This is a genomic window from Mesorhizobium sp. WSM4871 (assembly GCF_055811295.1).
Genome location: NZ_JBVVPU010000005.1, coordinates 287,936 through 310,791 on the forward strand (window position 1 = coordinate 287,936; position 22,856 = coordinate 310,791).

General features: G+C 61.5%; 23 protein-coding genes and 1 pseudogene. 12 read left to right on the forward strand and 12 right to left on the reverse strand.

Going from position 1 to position 22,856, the window contains the following annotated elements; all coding sequences use genetic code 11:
* Positions 1–84: 84 nt before the first annotated feature.
* Complete coding sequence (locus AC0L2H_RS13115) at positions 85–795, forward strand: purine-nucleoside phosphorylase (protein WP_473590614.1); 711 nt, start codon at positions 85–87, stop codon at positions 793–795.
* Here the strand turns inward: AC0L2H_RS13115 and AC0L2H_RS13120 are convergent.
* Complete coding sequence (locus AC0L2H_RS13120; protein WP_097573801.1) at positions 792–1,097, reverse strand: ribbon-helix-helix domain-containing protein; 306 nt, start codon at positions 1,095–1,097, stop codon at positions 792–794. The genes AC0L2H_RS13115 and AC0L2H_RS13120 overlap by 4 nt on opposite strands.
* Positions 1,098–1,330: 233 nt before the next feature.
* Here AC0L2H_RS13120 and AC0L2H_RS13125 point away from each other — a divergent pair, with 233 nt between their 5' ends.
* The 3 genes from AC0L2H_RS13125 (at position 1,331) to AC0L2H_RS13135 (ending at position 3,975) form a co-directional block, all read left to right on the forward strand.
* On the forward strand, positions 1,331–1,726 hold the full coding sequence (locus tag AC0L2H_RS13125) for a VOC family protein (protein WP_473590615.1): 396 nt from the start codon (positions 1,331–1,333) through the stop codon (positions 1,724–1,726).
* Positions 1,727–1,806: 80 nt separating this feature from the next.
* On the forward strand, positions 1,807–2,355 hold the full coding sequence (locus AC0L2H_RS13130) for a gluconate 2-dehydrogenase subunit 3 family protein (protein WP_473590616.1): 549 nt from the start codon (positions 1,807–1,809) through the stop codon (positions 2,353–2,355).
* Between the two features lie 48 nt (positions 2,356–2,403).
* Entirely contained in the window at positions 2,404–3,975 is a 1,572-nt protein-coding gene (locus AC0L2H_RS13135; protein WP_473590617.1) for a GMC family oxidoreductase, read from the forward strand.
* A 63-nt stretch (positions 3,976–4,038) separates the two neighbouring features.
* Here AC0L2H_RS13135 and AC0L2H_RS13140 read toward each other — a convergent pair.
* A pseudogene (locus AC0L2H_RS13140) lies at positions 4,039–4,305 on the reverse strand (hypothetical protein); the annotation flags it as partial.
* Between the two features lie 419 nt (positions 4,306–4,724).
* Between AC0L2H_RS13140 and urtA the strand changes: the two are divergent.
* The 6 genes from urtA to AC0L2H_RS13170 all read left to right on the forward strand — a co-directional run bounded on the left by urtA (position 4,725) and on the right by AC0L2H_RS13170 (position 10,903).
* Positions 4,725–5,969 carry an urea ABC transporter substrate-binding protein gene (gene urtA / locus AC0L2H_RS13145; RefSeq protein ID WP_473590618.1) on the forward strand — a complete coding sequence of 415 codons (1,245 nt, stop codon included), beginning with the start codon at positions 4,725–4,727 and terminating at the stop codon, positions 5,967–5,969.
* A gap of 188 nt (positions 5,970–6,157) precedes the next feature.
* The gene (gene urtB, locus AC0L2H_RS13150; protein ID WP_473590619.1) at positions 6,158–7,774 is read left to right on the forward strand and encodes an urea ABC transporter permease subunit UrtB; all 1,617 of its coding nucleotides are present in this window, start codon (positions 6,158–6,160) and stop codon (positions 7,772–7,774) included.
* Complete coding sequence (urtC, locus tag AC0L2H_RS13155; protein WP_473590620.1) at positions 7,771–9,000, forward strand: urea ABC transporter permease subunit UrtC; 1,230 nt, start codon at positions 7,771–7,773, stop codon at positions 8,998–9,000. Before urtB ends, urtC begins: the two co-directional genes overlap by 4 nt.
* Positions 9,001–9,004: 4 nt before the next feature.
* Complete coding sequence (gene urtD, locus AC0L2H_RS13160) at positions 9,005–9,751, forward strand: urea ABC transporter ATP-binding protein UrtD (RefSeq protein ID WP_107647907.1); 747 nt, start codon at positions 9,005–9,007, stop codon at positions 9,749–9,751.
* Positions 9,752–9,821: 70 nt separating this feature from the next.
* Positions 9,822–10,517: an urea ABC transporter ATP-binding subunit UrtE gene (urtE, locus tag AC0L2H_RS13165; RefSeq protein WP_473590621.1), complete on the forward strand. Its 696-nt coding sequence runs from the start codon at positions 9,822–9,824 to the stop codon at positions 10,515–10,517.
* A 209-nt stretch (positions 10,518–10,726) separates the two neighbouring features.
* Positions 10,727–10,903, forward strand: a complete 177-nt coding sequence (locus tag AC0L2H_RS13170) for a hypothetical protein (protein WP_473590622.1) — start codon at positions 10,727–10,729, stop codon at positions 10,901–10,903.
* Positions 10,904–10,927: 24 nt separating this feature from the next.
* On the opposite strand, the gene AC0L2H_RS13175 is transcribed toward AC0L2H_RS13170, so the two are convergent.
* From AC0L2H_RS13175 to uvrA, 5 genes are all read right to left on the reverse strand, one after another.
* On the reverse strand, positions 10,928–12,073 hold the full coding sequence (locus AC0L2H_RS13175; protein ID WP_473590623.1) for a GGDEF domain-containing protein: 1,146 nt from the start codon (positions 12,071–12,073) through the stop codon (positions 10,928–10,930).
* Between the two features lie 126 nt (positions 12,074–12,199).
* The gene (locus AC0L2H_RS13180; RefSeq protein ID WP_473590624.1) at positions 12,200–13,006 is read right to left on the reverse strand and encodes a DUF72 domain-containing protein; all 807 of its coding nucleotides are present in this window, start codon (positions 13,004–13,006) and stop codon (positions 12,200–12,202) included.
* A gap of 22 nt (positions 13,007–13,028) precedes the next feature.
* Complete coding sequence (locus AC0L2H_RS13185) at positions 13,029–13,496, reverse strand: GNAT family N-acetyltransferase (protein WP_473590625.1); 468 nt, start codon at positions 13,494–13,496, stop codon at positions 13,029–13,031.
* 24 nt (positions 13,497–13,520) lie between these two features.
* Entirely contained in the window at positions 13,521–14,339 is an 819-nt protein-coding gene (locus tag AC0L2H_RS13190) for a TIR domain-containing protein (protein WP_473590626.1), read from the reverse strand.
* A 65-nt stretch (positions 14,340–14,404) separates the two neighbouring features.
* On the reverse strand, positions 14,405–17,326 hold the full coding sequence (gene uvrA, locus AC0L2H_RS13195) for an excinuclease ABC subunit UvrA (protein WP_473590627.1): 2,922 nt from the start codon (positions 17,324–17,326) through the stop codon (positions 14,405–14,407).
* A 784-nt stretch (positions 17,327–18,110) separates the two neighbouring features.
* On the opposite strand from uvrA, the gene AC0L2H_RS13200 reads away from it, so the two are divergent.
* On the forward strand, positions 18,111–19,151 hold the full coding sequence (locus AC0L2H_RS13200) for an alpha/beta hydrolase family protein (RefSeq protein WP_473590628.1): 1,041 nt from the start codon (positions 18,111–18,113) through the stop codon (positions 19,149–19,151).
* Here the strand turns inward: AC0L2H_RS13200 and AC0L2H_RS13205 are convergent.
* The 5 genes from AC0L2H_RS13205 to AC0L2H_RS13225 all read right to left on the reverse strand — a co-directional run bounded on the left by AC0L2H_RS13205 (position 19,114) and on the right by AC0L2H_RS13225 (position 22,072).
* On the reverse strand, positions 19,114–20,220 hold the full coding sequence (locus tag AC0L2H_RS13205; RefSeq protein ID WP_473590629.1) for a helix-turn-helix domain-containing protein: 1,107 nt from the start codon (positions 20,218–20,220) through the stop codon (positions 19,114–19,116). The two genes, AC0L2H_RS13200 and AC0L2H_RS13205, sit on opposite strands and share 38 nt — an antisense overlap.
* Before the next feature lie 36 nt (positions 20,221–20,256).
* A complete protein-coding gene (locus tag AC0L2H_RS13210) occupies positions 20,257–20,544 on the reverse strand; it encodes a hypothetical protein (protein ID WP_473590630.1) in 288 nt (95 codons plus the stop codon).
* 77 nt (positions 20,545–20,621) lie between these two features.
* Positions 20,622–21,227, reverse strand: coding sequence for an ATP-dependent Clp protease proteolytic subunit (locus tag AC0L2H_RS13215; RefSeq protein ID WP_473590631.1), 606 nt, complete (start codon positions 21,225–21,227; stop codon positions 20,622–20,624).
* Positions 21,228–21,248: 21 nt separating this feature from the next.
* Positions 21,249–21,761 (reverse strand): SRPBCC family protein, encoded by a 513-nt coding sequence (locus tag AC0L2H_RS13220; RefSeq protein WP_473590632.1) that lies wholly within the window; start codon positions 21,759–21,761, stop codon positions 21,249–21,251.
* Positions 21,758–22,072 carry an ArsR/SmtB family transcription factor gene (locus AC0L2H_RS13225; protein WP_107647619.1) on the reverse strand — a complete coding sequence of 105 codons (315 nt, stop codon included), beginning with the start codon at positions 22,070–22,072 and terminating at the stop codon, positions 21,758–21,760. Before AC0L2H_RS13225 ends, AC0L2H_RS13220 begins: the two co-directional genes overlap by 4 nt.
* 238 nt (positions 22,073–22,310) lie before the next feature.
* Here AC0L2H_RS13225 and AC0L2H_RS13230 point away from each other — a divergent pair, with 238 nt between their 5' ends.
* Positions 22,311–22,838: a single-stranded DNA-binding protein gene (locus tag AC0L2H_RS13230; protein WP_473590633.1), complete on the forward strand. Its 528-nt coding sequence runs from the start codon at positions 22,311–22,313 to the stop codon at positions 22,836–22,838.
* Positions 22,839–22,856: the final 18 nt, after the last annotated feature.

Here is a 22,856-nt window from a genome sequence, read left to right on the forward strand (position 1 = left end):
GGAGCTTCGCAATCGCCGCTTGCGCATCGACGCCAGCCTGCCATGATTGCGACGACAACGCGGCGGGGAATTGGGGTAGATGCCGTGACGCCGCACAACGAGGCTGCTAGGGGCGATTATGCCGAAACGGTGCTGTTGCCGGGTGACCCGGAGCGCGCCGAATGGATGGCTGAAACTTTTCTCGAAGCGCCGCGTTGCGTCAACCGCCGCAGGGGCGCCCTCGGGTTCACAGGTCTTTTCCAGGGCAGACCGGTCAGCATCCAGACGACGGGGATCGGTGTCTCGTCCTTCCTGATCTACGCCCATGAATTGCTGGACTTCCATCGCGTCAAGACGCTGATCCGCACCGGCACCTGCGGCGCCTTGACCGCCGAGGTCGGGCTGCGCAGCCTGGTGATCTCGCAATCGGTTCGCGCAGAAAGTGCAGGGAGTGGCCAGGTCTACGGGCTCTACGATGCCGCTGCCGGTCCCGATCCGGCGCTGCTTGCCCGCGCACTGGCCAGGGCTGGCGAACTCGGCATCAAACATTATGCCGGGCTGACGGCCTGCAGCGATATATTCTATCATCCCGAGGGGCGCGCCCGCTTCGCCCAGGTGCAGGCTGAAGGCGCACTCGCCGTCGACATGGAAACCAGCGCGCTCTACCGCATCGCATCGCATTTCGGCGCCCGGGCTCTGTCGATCTTGTCCGTCGTCGATAATGTGGTGACCAGCGAGCAAACGGACTATTCCGAACGTCAGGCGCTTTTCACCGATATGGCCCGGCTGGCGCTGGAGGTTGCGGCCGAAAGCTAGGCCGCTTCCCGTTTCGGCGCCGTCTGCTCTTCCATGCCAGGCCGGTGCCCGCGCAGATAGAGGGCGCATGTGGTGCGCAGCATCGACGCGAAGTTCGGAATCTGGCCATTGATCTCGATGGCCTCGTCATAGAGCTTCGAGATGAATTTCGGCGTCGTCAAACCCTGGCTGTCGGCGATCTCGTCGAGCAGTGTCCAGAAGGTCGCCTCGAGCTGGATGCTGGTCGAGTGCCCATCGATGCGGATCGAGCGGTTGATCTGGCGGTAGCCCTCCGGATCCTGTCCGGCAAAAACCCTGCACATCGTTACCTCCCATTGTTGTTGGTTTTGGGCGCAATCAGCAGCGATTCGCGCCTTTGAACAGAGCCGGTCCCTCCCGGCCATCTTCAGCTGGAAAACAGAAAACGGCAATCGGACTTTCGTCCTTGGCAGGAATGGTATCGGGCTGGTGACGGCGGTGCGTGGTAACCGGCTGCCACCACCTTTTCCCAACGCCGCTCATAATCGCTTCAAGGCAAGCAGCAGCGGAGACTGATTTGGCGAAGGCAATCCACACCATGATCCGGGTTCTCGACGAGGCCCGGTCCGTCGATTTCTACCGGAACGCCTTCGGACTGGATGTTGCCGATCGGCTCGATTTCGAGAGCTTCACGCTCATTTATCTCAGCAATGCCGATACTTCGTTCGAGCTCGAACTGACCGTCAACAAGGGCCGGCAGGAGCCTTATGCGCTCGGCGACGGCTATGGCCATTTTGCGGTTTCGGTCGCCGATCTGGACAGCGAGCACGACCGGCTCGGCGCGCTCGGGCTCGCCCCGAAGAAGATCGTCGAGTTCAACCGCGACGGCGTGCTGCTTGCCCGCTTTTTCTTCATCGAGGATCCCGACGGCTATAAGATCGAGGTCCTGCAGCGCAGCGGACGCTTCAAATAGGAGAGATCACGGCCGCGCCGGCTGGCGCGGCGCCAGCAATGGCACCCCTCGGGTGCAAATAGCAAGCAAGGGAGGAACAAATGGTCACGATCTACGAGAGGAAGCTGGGCTTTGAGGGGAAACCCGGCCTATCGCGCCGCGAGCTGCTGAAACGCGGCGGGGCAAGCGCATTGCTGGTGATTTCAGGCAGCGCCGTCATCAGCCCGGAACATGCCTGGGGCCTTGAAACATCGGCGCTCAAGCCGCAAACCATGGCAACGCTGATCCAGATGGCGCGCGACATCTACCCGCACGACCAGGTGCCCGACAAATATTACGCTATCGCCGTCAAAGCGCATGACGAGCAGGCCGGGAAAGATCCCGCCCACAAGGATCTCATCGAAAAGGGTATCGCCGATCTCGACTTGAAGTCGGGCAAGGACGGCTACAACGGTCTCGGCTGGGAGGAGCAGCGCGTCGCCGTGCTCAAGCAGATCGAGGGCACGCCGTTCTTCCAGGCAGTCCGCGGCGGGCTGGTCGTCGGCCTCTACAACCAGAAGGAGGTCTGGCCGATCTTCGGCTACGAGGGCGAATCCTACTCCAAGGGCGGCTATATCGCGCGCGGTTTCGACGACATCGAGTGGCTCTGAGCCTCGTTCGTCCCTGACCGCATCAGACACACATCATGGGAGGAAACCATGGCAGCACCATTTGATCTCAAGAACGATGGCGTGGTCGTCATCATCGGCTCGGGCGCCGGCGGCGGCACGCTCGGCAACGAACTCGCCCAGAAGGGCGTCGACGTGGTCATCCTGGAGGCGGGCGCCCGCCACGAGTATGAGGATTTCATCAACGACGAGTGGGATTCCTTTGCCCAACTCGCCTGGACGGACAAGCGCACGACGTCGGGGGACTGGCGGGTGGCGAAGGACTTTCCCAATTTGCCGGCATGGATCGTCAAGTCGGTTGGCGGCTCGACCACGCATTGGGCGGGCGCTTCGCTGCGCTTCCAGGAGCATGAATTCAAGACGCTCTCGACCTATGGCAAGCTGGAAGGCGCGACGTTGCTCGACTGGCCGATCACGCTGGCCGAGATGGAGCCCTACTATGCCAAGGCCGAAGCCAAGATGGGCGTCACCGGAACCAATGATTGGCCGAGGCTGCCGGGGAACAACAACTTCAAGGTGCTGAAGGCCGGCGCCGACAAGCTCGGCTACAAGGAGTGCCACACCGGCAACATGGCGATAAACTCGGTCGACCGCGACGACCGCAACTCCTGCCAGCAGACCGGTTTCTGCTTCCAGGGCTGCAAATGGGCCGCCAAATGGTCGACGCTCTATGCCGAGATCCCCAAGGGCGAGGCGACCGGCCATCTCGAGGTCAGGCCGAATGCCATGGCTATCAAGATCAACCACGATGCGTCAGGCAAGGTCACCGGCGTCGTCTATGCCGACAAGGACGGCAAGCTGCAGGAGCAGAAGGCCCGCATCGTCGCCGTCGCCGGCAATTCGATCGAGAGTCCGCGTCTGCTGCTCAATTCGGCATCGAGCAAGTTCCCCGATGGTCTCGCCAATTCGTCGGGGCAGGTGGGTAAGAACTACATGCGCCACACCACCGGCTCGGTCTACGCCATCTTCGACAAGCCGGTGCACATGTATCGCGGCACCACCATGGCCGGCATCATCCGCGACGAGGCGCGCCATGATCCGTCGCGCGGCTTCGTCGGCGGCTACGAGCTCGAGACGCTGTCGATAGGCCTGCCTTTCATGGCAGCCTTCCTTGATCCCGGCGGCTGGGGCCGCTCCTTCACCACGGCGCTTGACCACTACGACCACATGGCCGGCCTGTGGATCGTCGGCGAGGACATGCCGCGCGCGGAAAACCGCATCACGCTGCATGCCGACATGAAGGACGATCACGGCATGCCGATCGCCGATGTTCATTTCGACGACCACGCCAACGACACGGCGATGCGCAACCATGCCTACAAGCAGGGCTCGGCGCTCTACGCGGCGGTCGGCGCGACCCGCACCTTCCCGACGCCGCCCTATCCCTCGACCCACAATCTCGGCACCAACCGGATGAGCGAGAAGGCGGAAGACGGCGTCGTCAACAAGCATGGCCAGGCGCACGACATCAAGAACCTGTTCGTGTCGGACGGCAGCCAGTTCACCACCGGCGGCGCCGAAAATCCGACACTGACGATCGTGTCGCTGGCAATCCGCCAAGCCGAGTACATCGCCGGACAGATGTCGGCGAAGAGCATTTAGCCGACAGCATCCTCCCGACTGCCTGCTGGCGCGGAACCGGCAAGGTTCCGCGCTTTTTTGGCGTCAACCCTTCGTGCAGGTCGAAGCGGTGAAGGCGCCGTCGGGCTGCCGCATGATGATGTCGAAGGACGGGCTGGTCTGTCCGTCCAGAGTGGCCTGGGTAAGCGAGATCGAGTTGCCGCCGGTGGTATAGCCGCCCAATGGACCAAGCCAGGTGATCACGCCATTGGCGTCCATCTGATAATTATAGCCCTGCTCAGCAATCCCGAACGTGACCGGGCCGCTATAGCGATTGCCCTTGATGGTGATGTCGCCGAGGTTGAGGAACATGTTTCAGCATCGCGCTTATGCTTGCAGCCACCGGCGGGGCGCGCGCCGACTTCAGCGACGGCAAAATGCCGGACGGCACCTATCATTGCGAAGTCTATCTGCTTGGCCTTCGGCGAGTTAAATGCAATGCAGCCTAAAATGTAGGCATTTTAGGCATTTGGGCAAAATCTAGGCAGAGATGCGCAATTTTTTCCCTGCAAAACTTTAGCGATTCCGCTCCATCATTGCCGGCTAATATTATAAGAAGCTGATAACGTTTGAAAATTCCTGCCTTTTCTACGGTCCGCCGCCAGTTGGCACGGAGGTTGCTTTGCATTGGTGCGGTGCAGTCAACCAGCTTGGGAGTGTGGAATATGAGGGGTAGTTTCTCGACAATAACGAAAACGGTTTCGGCGGGCGTGGTCGCGGCGGGTCTGTTGATGTCCGTCCCGGCCAAAGCGGCCGACGACACGATCAAGGTGGGTATTCTCCATTCGCTGTCGGGGACCATGGCGATTTCGGAGACGACGCTGAAGGACGCCATGCTGATGCTCATCGAGGAGCAGAATGCCAAGGGCGGCCTGCTCGGCAAGAAACTTGAGGCGGTCGTTGTCGACCCGGCTTCCAACTGGCCGCTCTTCGCCGAAAAGGCGCGCGAGTTGATCTCCAAGGACAAGGTGGCGGCGGTGTTCGGCTGCTGGACCTCGGTGTCACGCAAATCGGTGCTGCCGGTATTTTCCGAGCTCGACAACATCCTGTTCTACCCCGTCCAGTATGAGGGCGAGGAGAGCGAGCGCAACGTGTTCTACACGGGTGCCGCGCCGAACCAGCAGGCCATTCCCGCCGTCGACTATCTGATGAGCGAGGACGGCGGCTCGGTAAAGCGCTGGGTGCTTGAAGGCACCGACTACGTCTATCCGCGCACCACCAACAAGATTCTCGAGGCCTATCTGAAGGCCAAGGGCGTCGCCGCGGAGGACATTATGGTCAATTACACGCCATTCGGCTTCTCCGACTGGCAGACCGAAGTTTCGGCAATCAAGAAATTCGGTTCGGCGGGCAAGAAGACCGCTGTCGTCTCGACCGTCAATGGCGACGCGAACGTGCCGTTCTACAAGGAACTCGGCAACCAGGGCATCAAGGCCGAGGACATCCCGGTCATGGCCTTCTCGGTCGGCGAGGAAGAGCTTGCCGGTCTCGACACCGCGCCGCTGGTCGGCCATCTCGCCGCCTGGAACTATTTCGAGAGCGTCGATACGCCCGAGAATAAGAAGTTCATCGCCGACTGGCACAAGTTCATCAAGAATGACAAGCGCACCACCAACGACCCGATGGAAGCCCACTATATCGGCTTCAACATGTGGGTGAAGGCGGTCGAGAAGGCCGGCACCACCGATCCGGACAAGGTCATCGACGCGATGATCGGCGTCTCCGTGCCGAACCTGACCGGCGGCTATTCGACGATGATGCCGAACCATCACATCACCAAGCCGGTGCTGATCGGCGAGATCCAGGCCGACGGCCAGTTCGAGACGGTGTCGCAGACCTCTGGTCTCGTGATGGGCGATGAATGGTCCGACTATCTGCCTGACTCCAAGGACCTGATCTCCGATTGGCGCGCGCCTCTGTCCTGCGGCAACTTCAACGTCGCCACCGGCAAGTGCGGCGGCAAGGGAACCAACTGATCCCGGTCTGGGCCGGTTAGGCCCATGGCCGGTTCTGGGCCGTTAGGCCCATGGCCGGTCTGGACCGTCAGGTCCATGGCCCGGTCTGGACCGTGAGGTCCACGACCAAGGCCGCGAAGCGTCCGGGCGAACTCCTCCTCCAGTCCGCCCGGACGCAGAATTCGAACTCCTCAGGAGTAGCTGAACGGATGATCTTTTTGCGCGCTCTCGGCCTGGTGCTGCTGTTTCTGCTGGCAAATCTGTTGCCGGCAAACGCTGCCGAAGCCGATCTGCGCGCGATCATCGCGAAATTTGCCACAACCGCGAATTTCTCGGCCACCGAGGCCGTGGTGCGCGAGCTTGCCGCCACCGGCGATCCCTTGGTGGAACGCCCGCTTGCAGCGCTCGCGGAAGGCGATCTCTATGTTCGCAAAGCCGATTCCCTGGTCTTCGTCGGCAAGGAGGGCGGCGACAGCGTCGAACTCCTCGATCCCCTGAGCGGCGAAAAATCGGGTGAAGCAGCCAAGTCGGACATCACCAAGATCAAGGTCAACAACACGTTGCGCCGCGTCATCCGCGACGCGCTGGGGACGCTGACGCTACGGGCCAAGGAGCCGGCCGTGCGCATCGCCGCCGCCGTAACCATGTTCAAGACGCCCGATGCCACCAACATCGAGCCGCTCGACGCAGCGATTGCCGCCGAGACCGATGCAAACGTCAAGGTACTGTTCGAACAGGCGCGCGCCGCGTCGGTTCTGGTTTCTGACAAGCCCGAAGCCGACAAGCTTGCGGCAGTCGCCCTGATCGGCGCGCGCGGCGATCGCGATGCGCTCTCGCTGCTGACCTCGGTCGAAGCGAATTCGCAAGGCGCGGTCAAGGACGCGGCGACTGCGGCAATCGGCACCATCAATTCGACGCTCGCCTTCTGGGATGCCGGCCAGAACATCTGGTACGGCATTTCGCTGGGGTCGGTGCTGCTGCTTGCCGCTATCGGCTTGGCCATCACGTTCGGCGTCATGGGTGTCATCAACATGGCACATGGCGAGATGGTCATGCTCGGCGCCTACACCACCTTCGTCGTCCAGGAGGTGATCCGCAATTCCTTTCCCGGCCTGTTCGACTGGTCGCTGGTCATCGCGCTGCCGCTCGCCTTTCTCGTAGCGGCCCTGGTCGGCCTTGCCATTGAGCGCGGCGTCATCCGCTTCCTCTATGGCCGGCCGTTGGAAACGCTGCTCGCGACATGGGGTGTCTCGCTGATCCTGCAGCAGGCGGTGCGCACCATCTTCGGGCCGACGAACCAGGAGGTCGGCAATCCGTCCTGGATGTCAGGCTCGTTCGATGTCGGCCAGCTAGCGATCACCTGGAACCGCCTCTGGATCCTGGTTTTTTCGCTCTGCGTGTTTGCGCTGTTGCTCTATGTGATGAAGCGCACGCCCTGGGGCCTGCAGATGCGCGCCGTCACCGCCAACCGCCGCATGGCCGCTTCGATGGGCATCAGGACGCCGTGGGTGGACGCGCTGACCTTTGCGCTTGGTTCCGGCATTGCCGGCATTGCCGGCGTCGCGCTCAGCCAGATCGACAATGTCTCGCCCAATCTCGGTCGCGGCTACATCATCGACAGTTTCATGGTCGTCGTCTTCGGCGGCGTCGGCAATCTCTGGGGCACGCTGGTCGGCGCCTTCTCGCTCGGCATCGTCAACAAGTTCCTCGAACCCTATGCCGGCGCCGTGCTGGGCAAGATCGTCGTGCTGGTGCTCATCATCCTGTTCATCCAGAAACGCCCGCGCGGCCTGTTCGCGCTGAAGGGCAGGGCGGTGGAAGCATGATCACGGGACGCTTCTTCGCCGCCGGCGCCGACCGCCGCATCGCCATCACGATCTTCATCCTGCTCGCCGCCGCCATCATCGTGCCGCTGCTCAATCTTGCGGTCTCGCCGGCAAGCGCCTTCTACGTGCCGTCCTATATCGTCGCGCTCACCGGCAAGTACCTCTGCTATGCGTTGCTCGCGCTGGCGCTCGATCTGGTCTGGGGCTATTGCGGCATCCTCTCGCTCGGCCATGGCGCCTTCTTCGCGCTCGGCGGCTATGCGATGGGCATGTATCTGATGCGCCAGATCGGCTCGCGCGGCGTCTACGGCAATCCGCTGCTGCCCGATTTCATGGTGTTCCTCAACTACAAGGAATTGCCATGGTTCTGGTACGGTTTCGACCATTTCTGGTTCGCCGCAATCATGGTGCTTGCGGTGCCAGGCCTGCTCGCTTTCGTCTTCGGCTGGTTCGCCTTTCGCAGCCGCGTCACCGGCGTCTATCTGTCGATCATCACCCAGGCGATGACCTACGCGCTGCTGCTTGCCTTTTTCCGCAACGACATGGGTTTTGGCGGCAATAACGGCCTGACCGATTTCAAGGATATTCTGGGCTTCAACGTGCAGGCCGACACGACGCGCTCGGCGCTGTTTGCGGCGAGCGCCGTCACGCTGGCGCTTGCCGTCTTTGTCACCTGGGCGATCGTCGGCTCCAAATACGGCAAGCTGTTGATGGCGGTGCGCGACGCCGAAAGCCGCACGCGCTTCCTCGGCTGGCGGGCGGAGAACGTCAAGCTGTTCGCCTTTACCGTTTCGGCTGTCATGGCCGGTATCGCCGGGGCGCTCTACGTGCCGCAGGTCGGCATCATCAATCCGGGCGAGTTCGAACCGTCCAACTCGATCGAGGTCGTGGTGTGGTCAGCCGTTGGTGGCCGCGGCACCATCGTCGGGCCAATCATCGGCGCGCTTCTGGTCAATGCCGGAAAGTCCTGGTTCACCGGCGTGTTGCCCGAATTCTGGCTGTTTGCGCTGGGTGGCCTGTTCGTCGCCGTCACGCTGTTCCTGCCCAAGGGCATTATCGGGATGTGGGATTCCTGGCGTGGCAACGCCAAGGCTATGCGGGCGGCCTCGATCGCCGAGGAGGCCGGCACCGATCCTGACGTGCCGCCGGAGAAGATCGTTCGCAGCGCAGCGAGGACGCCGGGCGACTGGTCCGCTTCCGGCCCTGAACCGCAGCCGGCGGAGTAGAGCGATGTCGAAGTCGAACACCATCCTCTATCTCGACGGCGTCTCGGTTTCCTTCGACGGGTTTCGCGCCATCAACAATCTGTCGCTGGTGCTCGACAAGGGCGAGATGCGCGCGATCATCGGTCCCAACGGCGCCGGCAAGACGACGATGATGGACATCGTCACCGGCAAGACGCGGCCCGACCAGGGCGAGGTTTTCTTCGACGGCCAGGTCGACCTGACCAAGCATGACGAGGCCGAGATCGCCATGATGGGCATCGGCCGGAAATTCCAGAAGCCGACCGTCTTCGAAAGCCACACGATCGAGGAGAACCTGATGCTGGCGCTGAAGGGGCCGCGCTCGATCTTCCCGGCGCTGTTCCATCGCCGCTCAGTGGCCGAGGCGCGGCAGATCGACGACATCCTCGGCATCATCCGGCTCGGCGACAAGCGCGACGAACTTGCCGCCAATCTGAGCCATGGACAGAAGCAATGGCTCGAGATCGGCATGCTCCTGGCGCAGGACCCAAAGCTGCTGCTGGTCGACGAGCCGGTCGCCGGCATGACCGATGCCGAGACCGAGGAGACGGCACGCCTGCTCAGGGATATCGCGCGCGACCATTCGGTCATCGTTGTCGAGCATGACATGCATTTCGTGCGCGAGCTGGGTGTCAAGGTCACTTGCCTGCATGAGGGCTCGGTGCTGTCCGAAGGCTCCCTCGATTTCGTCTCGGCCGACGAGCGCGTCGTCGAAGTCTATCTCGGGAGATGATCATGGTCTGGCGGGTTTCGTTCCATCGTTTCGACCTCTCCTTCGTCAGGCGTTGGAGAAGGCGCTGACCATGCTCGAAGTCTCCAACGCCACGCTGCACTACGGCGCCGCCCAGGCGCTGCGCGGCGTCTCGCTCAAGGCCGGCGCCGGCAAGATCACCTGCGTGCTCGGCCGCAATGGCGTCGGCAAAACCAGTTTGATGAGATCGATCGTCGGCCACCATCGGCTGACGAGCGGAAGCGTTGCCTTCGAGGGGAAGGCGCTCGACCGGAGCGCGGCGTATGACCGCGCCCGGTCGGGCATCGCATTCGTGCCGCAGGGCAGGGAGATCTTTCCTCTGCTCAGCGTGCGGGAAAACCTCGAATCGGGATTCGCGCCGCTGAAGCGCGCCGACCGCAACATTCCCGGCCATGTCTTCGAGCTGTTTCCGGTGCTCAAGCAGATGCTGGCGCGCCGCGGCGGCGACCTCTCCGGCGGCCAGCAGCAGCAGCTTGCCATCGGCAGGGCGCTGGTGATGCGGCCGAGGCTGCTGGTACTCGACGAGCCGACCGAAGGCATCCAGCCGTCTATCATCAAGGATATCGGGCGCGCCATCCGCTACCTGCGCGACCAGGCTGGCATCGCCGTGCTATTGGTCGAACAATATCTCGATTTCTGCCGGGAATTGGCCGACGAGGTGAATATCATGGACCGCGGCCAGATCGTCCACACCGGCCCGGCGGAAGATCTCGACAGGGCGGATGTCCGCAAATTCCTGACCGTCTAGATTCTTCTCCAATCCCGCTGCTTGCAACTCTGGCGCGTTGAAGATTGCATGCTAGGCTTTGCTTGGCCTTGGTGAGTCGGCCGCTTTCCGTATCAGTCTCAATCGGCAGATCAGAGGAAGGTGCAAGCCGCGCCACCACGCTTCGTGCGAGCGGCTTCCCTCCTGTGGTTTGATTGTTGTTTCAACTTTTCGGGCACCAGGGACAGCCTATGGAACGTTACGTCGAGGACTATCAGAAACGACGGCTAACCGAGCGCGTCGACATCATGATCGCCATCAACATTCTGAAATCGGAGGGGTATGACCACGACGAACTGATCGCGGAGATCACCAAGGTCTTCTATGTCGACCTCGACGCCTACAATGAGATCGTCATGGCGGCTTGAGGATTGGCTGAGGTTGCTGCGCCGCTAGCTCGCGCGTCGCAGTGTCGAAACACGGTTGCGGCCGCCGCGCTTGGCGGCGTAGAGCGCCTTGTCGGCGCGGCTGAGCACCTTGTCGAAGCTCATTCCTTCTTTGCTGCCGAAAGCGAACCCGGCGCTGACCGTGCATGTCAGGGGACGCGTCTCGGTCTCGATGACGCGCGCGGCGAAGGCGGTGCGTATGCGTTCGGCGGCAAGCTCCACCGTTTCGGGAAGGGTGCGTTTCAAAACCAGCGCGAATTCCTCTCCACCCATGCGCGCGGCGACATCGCTCGGGCGAAGATTGCCGGTCAGTTCCTCGGCGAACACTTTCAGCACGCGGTCGCCCGTGGCATGGCCGAATTCATCATTGATGGCTTTGAAGCCGTCGAGATCGAATACGACCACTGCCGTGAAGGCGCCGATCGGCGCACTGTTGTTGAGATCGAACAGCGCGCGCCGGTTGAGCAGGCCGGTCAGCGGATCGGTCAATGCATCCAGGCGGTGATATCGGGCCAGGCGCCCCTGGTTGAGCGCCAGCGAAAGGGCGCCGACGCCGGTCATCGAGGCAATGACGATGACGAGGCTGAGATTTTCGGCCCAGTTGCTCGGCGCATGCCCGAGAACCAGTCTGCCGTCCCATGCGAGAACCATGGCACAGAGCACGAAGGACACGGCGGTGGCGCAGTAGAGCACCGTGAGGCTGATGATCGGGACGGGCGCCTCGGCGCGTCCTTTCCAGTATTCACGAGCCGTCGCGAACAAGAGCAGGGCGGCACAGGAATTCTCGAGCATGAAGCCGAGCCCGTCATACCCAAGCGCCATGGGCGGCAACGCCACGGCCAGCGAGATGCCGCTGCCGAAGACTGTCAGCGGGATCGGCGATCGGCCTGACGTGAACTGGTAGGCGGCGCCCAGCATCGTCGAGAAGCCGACGAGGAGCACGGCGAAACTCGCCATGCCGAGCAGGCGTCCCGGCGCGTCGATATAGTCCCTGTAGATGAAAACGTCGCCGACGATCAGCAACGCGCTGATCGCCCAGGTCAGCAGAAATTTTTCAGTACGGGCTGTCAGCCAGATGCCGAACAACGTCAAACTCAGGCAGGCGGCCGAGAAACCGATTGCCAGCAGAAGTGAGTTGTAGTCGAGCGACATGCCCCGCGTTCCTTGCCACGACGGTCGCAACTGCGCGACCTGGCCCGACTGGAGTCATGCAGCAAGGAGGTATCGATAAGGTTACGATGGCGGCGAAGATGCCACGATTCCAAGCGCTTCGGTCTCTCAGCCTGTCACGCGCTTCATCAAGGCCATGGCGCCGAATGGGGCGCGAACCTTGCCTTCGGTGATGAAGTAGACGAACACGTCACGCGGCTTGACCGGCGCTTCGGTAGCGGGATCGGCACGCCGCAGGTCGGCGGGAACCTTGCCTTCCGCCCAGGTCTTGGCACGCGCCGCCCACTCGTCCAGCCCTTTCGGCGTATAGCAGTCAGGATTGTCGTCGCTGCCGGTCTGCAGCCGAGCATAGATAAAATCGCCGGTGACGTCCGCGATATCAGGATATTTGGCGTGGTCGGCATAGACGATGGCGACCTTGTACTTGCGCGCCAAAGCGGCGAATTCCGGCACGACAAAGCTGTCGTTGCGCACTTCGACCGCATGGCGCAGCGCCACGCCGTCCTGCTTTTCCGGCAGCAGTTTCAAGAAGGCCTCGAAATCGTCCGGATCGAATTTTTTCGTCGGCGCGAACTGCCACAGGATCGGCCCGAGCTTGTCGCCGAGTGCCGCGACGCCCGAGCCCAGGAACCGCATCATGGACTCTCCGGCCTCGCCGAGCACCCGGCGGTTGGTGACGAAGCGATTGCCCTTCAGCGAATAGACGAAACCGTCCGGCGCCTCGTTCGCCCATTTGACGAAGGTCGGCTCCTTGAAGCTGGAATAATAGGTGCCGTTGACCTCGATGCTCGGCACCTGCCGGCTGGCATAGTTGAGCTGCTTGGCCTTCGGGAGCTTGTCCGGATAGAAGGAGGTGTCCCAAGGCTCGAAGGTCCAGCCGCCCATGCCGGCGCGGATTGTTCCATGGCTGCTCATTGTCTTCTCCTCCGAAATGCGATCAGGCCGGGGCTATATCTCTAACGGGCTTTGCCATGTCGACGACCATCCATCCTGGCCGGTGTGGATTGGGCCGGCGGCCCGTTTCGTGAAAGCCATAGGCTTTGTAGAGCGCGATGTTCCGCTCCATCCTGGCATTGGTGTAGAGCCGCACCTCTGGTAGGCCCCACAGCCGTGTCTGCTCATCGGCGAAATTGAGAAGTTTGATCCCGAAGCCCTTGCCCTGAAAGCCCGGCGCGACCGCGACGCTGAAGATCATCGTATGGTCCGGGTGCCGTTCGAGAACCAGAAGCCCGGCCGTCTTATCGCCGCTTTCCAGCAGCCAGACCTCGCCGCGTTCGATGCGCGGCGCGTAGTCCTCGGTGACCGGTATTGGCGGCGCGCCGAGCAACGCGGTGTAGGGCGCGTAGGCCGCCGTGGTGAGAGAGACGACTGAAGTTAGATTGCTATGACCCGCCTTTTTCAACACAGAACCTCTCAAGGGCAGCGAGCGCTAAATCGCTCCGAACTCTCGCCGAATAGTCGCAAGCACGTCGCCAAAAACCTCGGAAATATGACCGCGCTTAAATCTTATCTGCTGTATTCCGTCAAAATTTGAGGCAAGTTCAACCCCTTGCTCTACAATCATTATCGCCCGATCGAATCCTAAACGTCCTTGAAAGAGGCCGCATTCGTGAATGACGTTCTGGCGAGCTCGAATTCCACTATCTGTTTTGTCTTCCCCTGTCAGAACCAGAAGAGCTAGCGACGATTCTTCAGCCATACTATCCAAGATGTCTCGGATGGTATGTCCGGATCGCGCGCCGGTCTCGTATGCAACGACGCCAATGCCATGCTTGTCTTGTAGGTGACTCTTTATTTTCTCCCATTGAGAGTTGCGCCCATGACCTATAAAGACGCTTACTTTTTTCTGATGTTCATCATCATTGTCTACACTATCCTCCACAAGGACAACCTTCTCGGAAGGCTCGGCCTCGGCAAAAAGCGATAGAACGGATTCGATTATCTGACGTGATTTTGATGAGACAGTTACGTTAGTCTCACTTCCAAGGAATTCCAGGTCGAGTTCGAATTCTCGATCGTGACCTTTAAAGAATGCTACCGTTAAAAAACAGCCGCCAATCGCATCTTGACGATATAACTCAAAAAATTCTTCGACTGTGTCAAAGCGCCAGAGTTCATGATTATTTCTTATAGTTAAAGTTGTAAATTTTGTTGTTATGTCTGCGTCTATTTTGTTTAGTTGATCAATAGCTCTGCGGATAAGCTTTGAGCTGAATTTTACACGGCCAAAATTAACTCTTTTTTGCATGGCGTTGTCCCGATTGAGCGGCACAAAAAATTAAGTAGCAATCTGGTGAGCTAATGAACAACCAGTCACTCCGCCGCTTCGCGCTTGCCTCCGGGGCGCCGCCCCAGCAATTCCCTCAGGAACTGGCCGGTGTAGCTGCGCTTCTCGCGCACGATGTCCTCCGGCGTGCCGGAGGCGACCAGCTCGCCGCCGCCGTCGCCGCCTTCGGGGCCGAGATCGAGCACCCAGTCTGCGGTCTTGATCACTTCGAGATTGTGCTCGATGACGACGACCGTGTTGCCCTGGTCGACCAGCTCATGCAGCACTTCCAGGAGCTTGGCGACATCGTGGAAATGCAGGCCGGTGGTCGGCTCGTCGAGGATATAGAGCGTCTTGCCGGTCGCCTTGCGCGACAGTTCCTTGGCGAGTTTTATCCGCTGGGCCTCGCCGCCCGACAGCGTCGTCGCCTGCTGGCCGATGTGGATGTAGCCCAGCCCGACCTGCTTCAGCGTCTCCAGCTTGTCGCGCACGCCGGGCACGGCGGCGAAGAAGTCGACGCCTTCCTCGACCGTCATGTCGAGCACGTCGGCGATCGACTTGCCCTTGAACACAACGTCGAGCGTCTCTCTGTTATAGCGCTTGCCGTGGCAGACGTCGCAGGTGACGTAGACGTCGGGCAGGAAGTGCATCTCGATCTTGATGACGCCGTCGCCCTGGCAGGCCTCGCAGCGGCCGCCCTTGACGTTGAACGAGAAACGGCCGGGCTGGTAGCCGCGCGCCTTGGCCTCCGGCAGGCCGGCGAACCAGTCGCGGATCGGCGTGAAGGCGCCGGTATAGGTGGCGGGATTTGAGCGTGGGGTCCGTCCGATGGGCGACTGGTCGATGTCGATGACCTTGTCGAGGAATTCCAGGCCCTCGATACGGTCGTGCTCGGCCGGATGCTCGCGCGAGCCCATGATGCGGCGCGACGCCGCCTTGAACAGCGTCTCGATCAGGAAGGTCGACTTGCCGCCGCCCGACACCCCGGTCACGGCGGTAAACGTGCCAAGCGGGATTTCGGCGGTGACGTTCTTCAGATTGTTGCCGCGCGCGCCGACGATCTTCAGACGCCGGTTCTTCTTGGCCTCGCGCCGCACCCCAGGCGTTGCCACTTCGAGCGCGCCCGACAGATATTTGCCGGTGATCGAATTGGGATTGGCCATGACCTGTTGCGGCGTCCCCTGGGCGATGATCTCGCCGCCATGGATGCCGGCGGCCGGTCCCATGTCGACGACATAGTCGGCATGCAGGATGGCGTCCTCGTCATGCTCGACGACGATCACCGTGTTGCCGATGTCGCGCAGATGCTTCAGCGTGTCGAGCAGGCGGGCATTGTCGCGCTGATGCAGGCCGATCGACGGCTCGTCCAGCACATAGAGTACGCCGGTCAGCCCCGAGCCGATTTGCGAGGCCAGCCGGATGCGCTGGCTTTCGCCGCCCGACAGCGTGCCCGAATTGCGCGACAGCGTCAGATAGTCGAGCCCGACATCGTTGAGGAAGCGCAGCCGCTCGCGGATCTCCTTCAGGACGCGCACGGCGATCTCGTTCTGCTTGTCGTTGAGCTGGGCCGGCAATTCGGTGAACCACTGGTCGGCCTTGCGGATCGACAGCTCGGTGACTTCGCAGATGTGTTTTCCCGCGATCTTCACCGCCAGCGCCTCCGGCTTTAGCCGGTAGCCATTGCAGGCCGGGCAGGGCGTGGCCGACATGAAGCGCTCGATCTCTTCGCGCATCCAGGCGGATTCGGTCTCCTTCCAGCGTCGCTCGAGGTTGGGAATGACGCCTTCGAACGTCTTGGTCGTCTTGTAGGAGCGCAGGCCGTCATCATACTGGAATGTGATTTCGCGCTCGCCGGTGCCACGCAGGATGGCGTCTTTTGCCTCTTCGCTGAGATCCTTGAACTTGTCGCCAAGCTTGAAGTTATACGCCTTGCCCAGAGCTTCCAGCGTCTGCGCGTAGTAGGGCGAGGTCGACTTCGCCCACGGGCTGACGGCGCCGGCGCGCAGCGAGATATTGTCGTCGGGCACGATCAGGCTGGCGTCGATGGCGCGCTGGCTGCCGAGCCCGTCGCAGGTCGGGCAGGCGCCGAACGGATTGTTGAACGAGAACAGCCGCGGCTCGATCTCGGGAATGGTGAAGCCGGAGACCGGGCAGGCGAATTTTTCCGAGAACAGGATGCGCTCATGCGTCTCGTTCTTCGACTTGTTGACCGAATCCTCTCCGCTCTGGCTGGCGTCGAGCGGCCGGTCGGCGAATTCGGCGACCGCCAGCCCTTCGGCGAGCTTCAGCGACGTTTCGATGGAATCGGCCAGCCGCGTGGCGAGGTCGCCGCGCACGACGATGCGGTCGACGACGACGTCGATGTCATGCTTGTACTTCTTGTCCAGCGCCGGCGCGTCGGCGATTTCGTAGAAGACGCCGTCGACCTTGACGCGCTGGAACCCCTTCTTCTGCAGCTCCAGCAATTCCTTGCGGTACTCGCCCTTGCGGCCGCGCACGATGGGCGCGAGGATGAACAGACGGGTGCCTTCCTCGACCGACAGCACGCGGTCGACCATCTGCGAAACCGTCTGGCTCTCGATCGGCAGGCCGGTGGCCGGCGAATAGGGAATGCCGACGCGCGCGAACAGCAGCCGCATGTAGTCGTAGATCTCGGTGACGGTGCCGACCGTCGAGCGCGGGTTCTTCGAGGTCGTCTTTTGCTCGATGGAGATGGCAGGCGACAGGCCGTCGATCTGGTCGACATCAGGCTTCTGCATCATTTCCAGGAATTGCCTGGCATAGGCCGACAGGCTCTCGACATAGCGACGCTGGCCCTCCGCATAGATGGTGTCGAAGGCGAGCGACGACTTGCCGGAGCCGGACAGGCCGGTCATGACGATCAGGCTGTCGCGCGGCAGGTCGAGATCGACATTCTTCAGATTGTGTTCGCGCGCCCCGCGAATGGAAAGATATTTATGGTCGGCCATTGCCGGTCGCCGCCTCAGGTCTGGAATTTGCTGGAGTGGCGGGGGGTTCCCGGCCATCCCTTATGTAGGTCATTTCGCCGCCACGTCGAGAGACGCCACTATTCCCGACAGAAGTCGTTTAACCGTCTTTCGCGCGAGCGGGCAAGCGGAAAGAACAAAGGCCGAACACGCTCCTGACAAAAGCTGTGGGGAATTGACCCCCGCCTAACCTGACCCTCACGTAATCTCCCGGCGATCACATTTTTTGTAACCCGGCTATTGACGGTTGACGTCGCCGACCGAGGGGCGCAGTCTCAAACAGTCAACCGAAGCTAGCCGTCTTTGATGGCCTCGCCGCCCACAGGCGGCCTGCGAGACGCCGCAGGCTTTGCGATTTGCGCTTCGGACGACACGAACGTCGCAACGGACACAGGAGCGGAGCATGACGCCACCGGATAGTCCCTTGAGGCTCCAGATCTCGCTGGAGCCACGGCAGGCATAAGTGCCAGGGTAGGCGTATGCGCCGCCCGACAAACCGTGACTTGCCGATCCCCAAAATCAGAGACCACTGGTCGGATCGTCGGCTGAACGCCGCGAAGCATCCGAAATCAAAAGCCGGTAAAACATTCCCGGCGAGTTGGATTTTGATATCCATAAAAGCCCCGTCCGTTTGCGCAAAGCACGGCGGGGCTGTTTGTTTCAGACGGCATCGGGACAAAGAAATTAAGTCCTCAATCGCGTTGTAGGTCGCTGCTGACCGCCATCTCCGACAATGAACGCATGTCCAGTCCTGTCGGAGATTTCCATGCTTAAACCTCTTCTCATAGTCCTGCCTGCGATGTTCTCGATCTCTGTCTCTGTCGCACAGGCGGCCGGGACCGTCGGCTTTCGTGAAACCGAGCTGCCGGATGCAGTGGGCGATCGGCCGCTGCATGTCAGTATCTGGTATCCGACCAGCGACGAGGGCCCGGTAACAGCTGTCGGCGAAAATCGCGTCTTCTACGGCGTGCCGGCTGTCAAAAACGCCCATCTGACAAAAGACGCGCACCCGCTCGTCGTCCTGTCCCACGGCTATGGTGGCAGTTGGAGAAACCTCAGTTGGCTCGCAGACCAACTTGTCCACCGGGGATATGTGGTCGCGGCGCCTGACCATCCTGGAACCACGACCTTCAATAAAAGCCCGGCGGAGGCGGCAAGACTTTGGGAGCGCCCCCACGACCTCAGCCGCGTGACCGACGCGCTGAGCAACGATCCATCGCTGGCGGGAACCATCGAACCGGCCCGCATCGCAGCAATCGGCCACTCCCTTGGCGGATGGACCGTCACCGCGCTTGCCGGGGCACGCTTCAGCACAGGCCTGTTCACACAGGACTGCAAGACGCATTCGAGCCCGCGAGCCTGCGCACTTTCCACCGAACTGGGCATTGTCCCTGGTGGTGGCACAGAGCTCGATGGCGACCTGAGCGACGCCAGGATTGGTGCCGTCGTTTCGCTCGATCTTGGGCTCGCGCGCGGTTTGACGCCTGAAAGTCTCGCTGCCTTTCATGTGCCTGCACTGATCGTTGGCGCAGGCGTCGATATTGGCGACATGCCGGCCCGGCTGGAGTCGGGCTATCTCGCCGCCAATCTGCCCACGGCAACATCCAGCTATGTCGAAATCGCCGACGCGATGCACTTCAGCTTCATGCAGCTCTGCAAGCCGGGAGCCGTCGCCTTGATCGAAGAGGAAACGCCCGGCGATGGCATCGTTTGCAAGGACGGAGGAACACGAGACCGGGAGGCCATCCACCGGCAGGTTTCGGACCTGATCATTGCGTTTCTGGCGCAGGCGATCCCGCCGAAATAGGCGCAGCCTCGCTCGGATTGTGCATGTTCGAGCGGCGAAAGTCGCTCGGACTGGTTCCTGTCAGCCGAAGGAATTCGCGATTGAAGTTCGACTTTGTCTGGAATCCCGCTTCGAACATGATGGTGGTCACCGGCAGCTCGGTATTGGCGAGAAGCCGTTTCGCGTGCTCAATTCGATATTCGTTGACCACCTGCGATACGTTGCGCCCACGGACGCGATTTACGGCGGCCGAAATCTGTCGCGGTGGAATGCCGGCCTTTCTGGCCAGGCGGTTCAATGTCAAATCCGGGTCGCGGAACATCTGTCTTTCGCGCATCAACCCATCGAAGCTTTCGACGATCCTCGCGTCGTCTGCCGTTGCGAAATCGGATGGCTCGGGTCGGTTGGAAGCCATGGTCCTATCGGTCAGCCGATCCTGTGCGGCGTCGTTGGCTTCCGAGGCAGATACGCTGTTCCCGACGGCCGCCACGGCATAGGCGATGAGCGGCAGGGTCAACAGGTTGGCAATGGCAACGATCGAAGCCGCATGGGCGCCCTGATAAAAATCAAAGTCGCCAGCGACCAGGAGGTCGACGACGCCGGAACTGACCAGAACCAGCCCCGCTATCAGAGTGGCCTTGTGCGCCTTTGCCGCATCGGCGAGTCGCGCGGCGCCAAGGCCATCCGGCCCCGCTGATGCTAGGCGCAGCAAGGCAAATCCATATCCGAAGAACAACGCGGCCAAGATCAGGTCGATCGGCGGCTGCCATCTCATCCAGGTCGTGGAAAGGATTGCCACGATGCCGACTGGAATGGCATGGAGCCATATCCGCATGGAGCTTCGGACGCCCGTCAGTCCGGCAAAGCAGAACCAGGCGATTGGTGGCAGCGAGGCGGCTACGATGGGCTGGATAAATCGTATCGCCTGGACATCAAAGCTCCAACGCAACCCGACGATTGTCACCAGCGTTGCGCCGGCGCCAACGAAAGCGATTTCCGGACGCAGCGCCGGTTCCCGCTGACCGATCAGCCTCACGAGAAGGATGATCAGCAAGAGCGAGGTAACGAAGGGAAGGGGAATACCGGGCATCATTTGCCGCGGTGACGGTTTGGCCAGTTCACCGGTCTAACGGTTGGACGGCTTGATCGCGCCGGCGCCGACATCGATGGTGATACTGCCGGAAATCCTGACATCGGTATTGCCGATCTTGAACTGGCCGTTGCCACCGGCCGGCAACGCGTCGTCGGGTTCGGGCTGCGGGGCCGGCCTGGCGATGCGATAGTCCCCGGTCACGCCGGGCAGGGCGCCCTTTTGCGGCGAACTGTCATCGGCAAACGCGCTGCCGGCCAGCAAGCAGGCGCCGGCAAGAGCGGCGGCACGGCGCAATGATCTGGATGAACGGCTGTCGGTCATGTCGCGAACTATAGTGTCACGCGGCGGGCGAGGCCAGACCGGCCGCGATCAAATTGCCGCGTGTCAGCCGGCTTGCCTCAAGCCGCCTTCTTGCGCGTATCGAAAACATGGTCGACGAGGCCCCATGCCTTGGCGTCCTCGGCGGTCATGAAGAAATCGCGGTCGAGCGTGCGCTCGACCTCTTCATAGGTGCGGCCGCAATGATGCGCATAGAGCTCGGTCATACGCTTCTTGGTGCGCAGGATGCCTTCGGCGTGACGCTGGATATCGGAGGCCTGGCCCTGGAAGCCCCCCAACGGCTGGTGCAGCACGATGCTGGTGTTGGGCAGCGCGATGCGCCGCCCCGGCGTGCCCGCCATCAGCAGGAAAGAAGCCATCGAGGCGGCAAAGCCCATGCAGACGGTCGATACCGGGCAGGAGATATATCGCATCGTGTCGTAGATGGCGAAGCCGCTGGTCACCACGCCGCCAGGCGAGTTGATGTAGAGCGAGATCTCCTTGTCGGGATTGTCCGATTCCAGCGACAGAAGCTGGGCGCAGACCAGCGCTGACATGCCGTCGTCGATCTGGCCGTTGATGAAGATGATGCGCTCGCGCAGCAACCGCGAAAAAATATCGAAGGCGCGTTCGCCGCGGCTCGATTGCTCGATCACCATCGGCACCAGATTGCCAAGCCCACTCATCTTTTTTCTCCTGGTTGTCGTTCAAGCCGCGCGCAGCAACATGCGCGGCATGTTTGCGGCGCCAGGCTGATTAGGCGTGTTGGGCAAGCCTAGCGAAAGCCTGCAGCCGGCGCTGGCCATTGTGACTTGGGGTGAGGCAGCAACGGGTGTCGCGGCGCGTACGAAACCGTCATGGACAATGCGCAGACGCGTGCCGCCGGTGGTTGTGCGGTCAAGCCTGAACGTGACGATGCTGTCCATTGCGCTGTCGAGCGGCTCCGGCCGGGATGCAGCCTGGTTCTTTGGCCGCTCGCGCCAGGAATAGCGCAGCAGCCGTCCAGGTTCGGCCTCGAGGATTTCGCAGTCGATCCGTGCATCCGGTCCCGCAAAGGCAAAGCGGCTGCCGATTTCAGGCTCGATGTCGTTGGGCATCAGCCAGGCCGCGAGCAGCCTCGGCTCGGTCAGCGCTCGCCAGACTTTCTCCGGCGGGTCCGGAAGCTCGCACTCGAAGGCGAGGGAGTCTGTCGAAGTCTGCACCTGCTTTTCGTCCGTCATTGATCCATGTCCTTCAAAACCGTCTTCAGCCTCTCGATGCGCTCCGGCCAGAATGCACGGTAGCGTTCGATCCAGCCGAGCAGTGGCTCAAGCCCCTGCGGATCGGCGCGATAATAGGCATTGCGGCCGGTCCGCCGCTCGGTGACCAGGCCGGCGCCGCGCAGCACCGCGAGATGCTGGGACACGGCCGGCTGCGACACCGTCATGCCGCTACGCAATTCCGATACCGTCATCTCGCTGGCGGCGAGCCGCTCGTAGACGGCGCGGCGCGTCGGGTCGGCAAGGGCGCGAAAAATCTCTGCTTCGATCATGGCAAAAGCATAAGTCGATACTTATTGGTTTGGCAAGCGGTGTTTTCCCGCCCATATGAAATGGCGTGGAGATGCCGCCGATTGCTGACATTCCTTGACAACGGGCCTTTGCTGGATTTAGAACGAAAAGAGAACAAAAACCTTGTGGGAAAAGGCAGCCACAGCAGGCGGGGATTGTCCGCAGCCTGTAAGGTGCGTGCGACAGAAATTTGGTTTCGGATGAGCGCGGAGAAGTGTGATGGCGGGTAGCGTCAACAAGGTCATTCTGGTCGGCAATCTCGGGGCGGACCCTGAAATCCGCCGCCTGAATTCCGGTGATCCGGTCGTCAACATCCGCATCGCCACGTCGGAAAGCTGGCGCGACAAGAATTCCGGCGAGCGCAAGGAAAAGACCGAGTGGCACAATGTCGTCATCTTCAATGACCAACTCGCCAAGGTGGCCGAGCAGTACCTGAAGAAGGGCGCGAAGGTCTATGTCGAGGGCCAGTTGCAGACCCGCAAATGGCAGGATCAGACCGGCAATGACCGCTACACGACCGAAATCGTGCTGCAGAAATTCCGTGGCGAGTTGCAGATGCTCGACGCGCGCGGCGAAGGCGGCGGTCAGGTCGGCAACTATGCCGGCGGCGGCAACAGCCGCGGTTCCGATTTTGGCCAGTCGAGCCCGGGCGAGAGCTTCAACCGTGGTGGCGGCGGCAGCGGTGGTGGATCAAAGGGCGGCGGCGGTGGTTCGTCACGCGAACTGGACGACGAAATCCCGTTCTGAGTGAATGCCGTGCTGGGC

Bases quoted from the DNA above. Each gene is read 5' to 3' on its own strand.
- uvrA (WP_473590627.1), bottom strand. From the start codon at position 17,326: ATGGCCGACCATAAATATCTTTCCATTCGCGGGGCGCGCGAACACAAT.
- AC0L2H_RS13120 (WP_097573801.1), bottom strand. From the start codon at position 1,097: ATGTGCAGGGTTTTTGCCGGACAGGATCCGGAGGGCTACCGCCAGATC.
- AC0L2H_RS13210 (WP_473590630.1), bottom strand. From the start codon at position 20,544: ATGACCGACAGCCGTTCATCCAGATCATTGCGCCGTGCCGCCGCTCTT.
- AC0L2H_RS13170 (WP_473590622.1), top strand. From the start codon at position 10,727: ATGGAACGTTACGTCGAGGACTATCAGAAACGACGGCTAACCGAGCGC.
- AC0L2H_RS13220 (WP_473590632.1), bottom strand. From the start codon at position 21,761: ATGACGGACGAAAAGCAGGTGCAGACTTCGACAGACTCCCTCGCCTTC.
- AC0L2H_RS13205 (WP_473590629.1), bottom strand. From the start codon at position 20,220: ATGCCCGGTATTCCCCTTCCCTTCGTTACCTCGCTCTTGCTGATCATC.
- urtA (WP_473590618.1), top strand. From the start codon at position 4,725: ATGTCCGTCCCGGCCAAAGCGGCCGACGACACGATCAAGGTGGGTATT.
- urtC (WP_473590620.1), top strand. From the start codon at position 7,771: ATGATCACGGGACGCTTCTTCGCCGCCGGCGCCGACCGCCGCATCGCC.
- AC0L2H_RS13200 (WP_473590628.1), top strand. From the start codon at position 18,111: ATGCTTAAACCTCTTCTCATAGTCCTGCCTGCGATGTTCTCGATCTCT.
- AC0L2H_RS13225 (WP_107647619.1), bottom strand. From the start codon at position 22,072: ATGATCGAAGCAGAGATTTTTCGCGCCCTTGCCGACCCGACGCGCCGC.
- urtD (WP_107647907.1), top strand. From the start codon at position 9,005: ATGTCGAAGTCGAACACCATCCTCTATCTCGACGGCGTCTCGGTTTCC.
- urtB (WP_473590619.1), top strand. From the start codon at position 6,158: ATGATCTTTTTGCGCGCTCTCGGCCTGGTGCTGCTGTTTCTGCTGGCA.
- AC0L2H_RS13190 (WP_473590626.1), bottom strand. From the start codon at position 14,339: ATGCAAAAAAGAGTTAATTTTGGCCGTGTAAAATTCAGCTCAAAGCTT.
- urtE (WP_473590621.1), top strand. From the start codon at position 9,822: ATGCTCGAAGTCTCCAACGCCACGCTGCACTACGGCGCCGCCCAGGCG.
- AC0L2H_RS13215 (WP_473590631.1), bottom strand. From the start codon at position 21,227: ATGAGTGGGCTTGGCAATCTGGTGCCGATGGTGATCGAGCAATCGAGC.
- AC0L2H_RS13230 (WP_473590633.1), top strand. From the start codon at position 22,311: ATGGCGGGTAGCGTCAACAAGGTCATTCTGGTCGGCAATCTCGGGGCG.
- AC0L2H_RS13175 (WP_473590623.1), bottom strand. From the start codon at position 12,073: ATGTCGCTCGACTACAACTCACTTCTGCTGGCAATCGGTTTCTCGGCC.
- AC0L2H_RS13180 (WP_473590624.1), bottom strand. From the start codon at position 13,006: ATGAGCAGCCATGGAACAATCCGCGCCGGCATGGGCGGCTGGACCTTC.
- AC0L2H_RS13135 (WP_473590617.1), top strand. From the start codon at position 2,404: ATGGCAGCACCATTTGATCTCAAGAACGATGGCGTGGTCGTCATCATC.
- AC0L2H_RS13130 (WP_473590616.1), top strand. From the start codon at position 1,807: ATGGTCACGATCTACGAGAGGAAGCTGGGCTTTGAGGGGAAACCCGGC.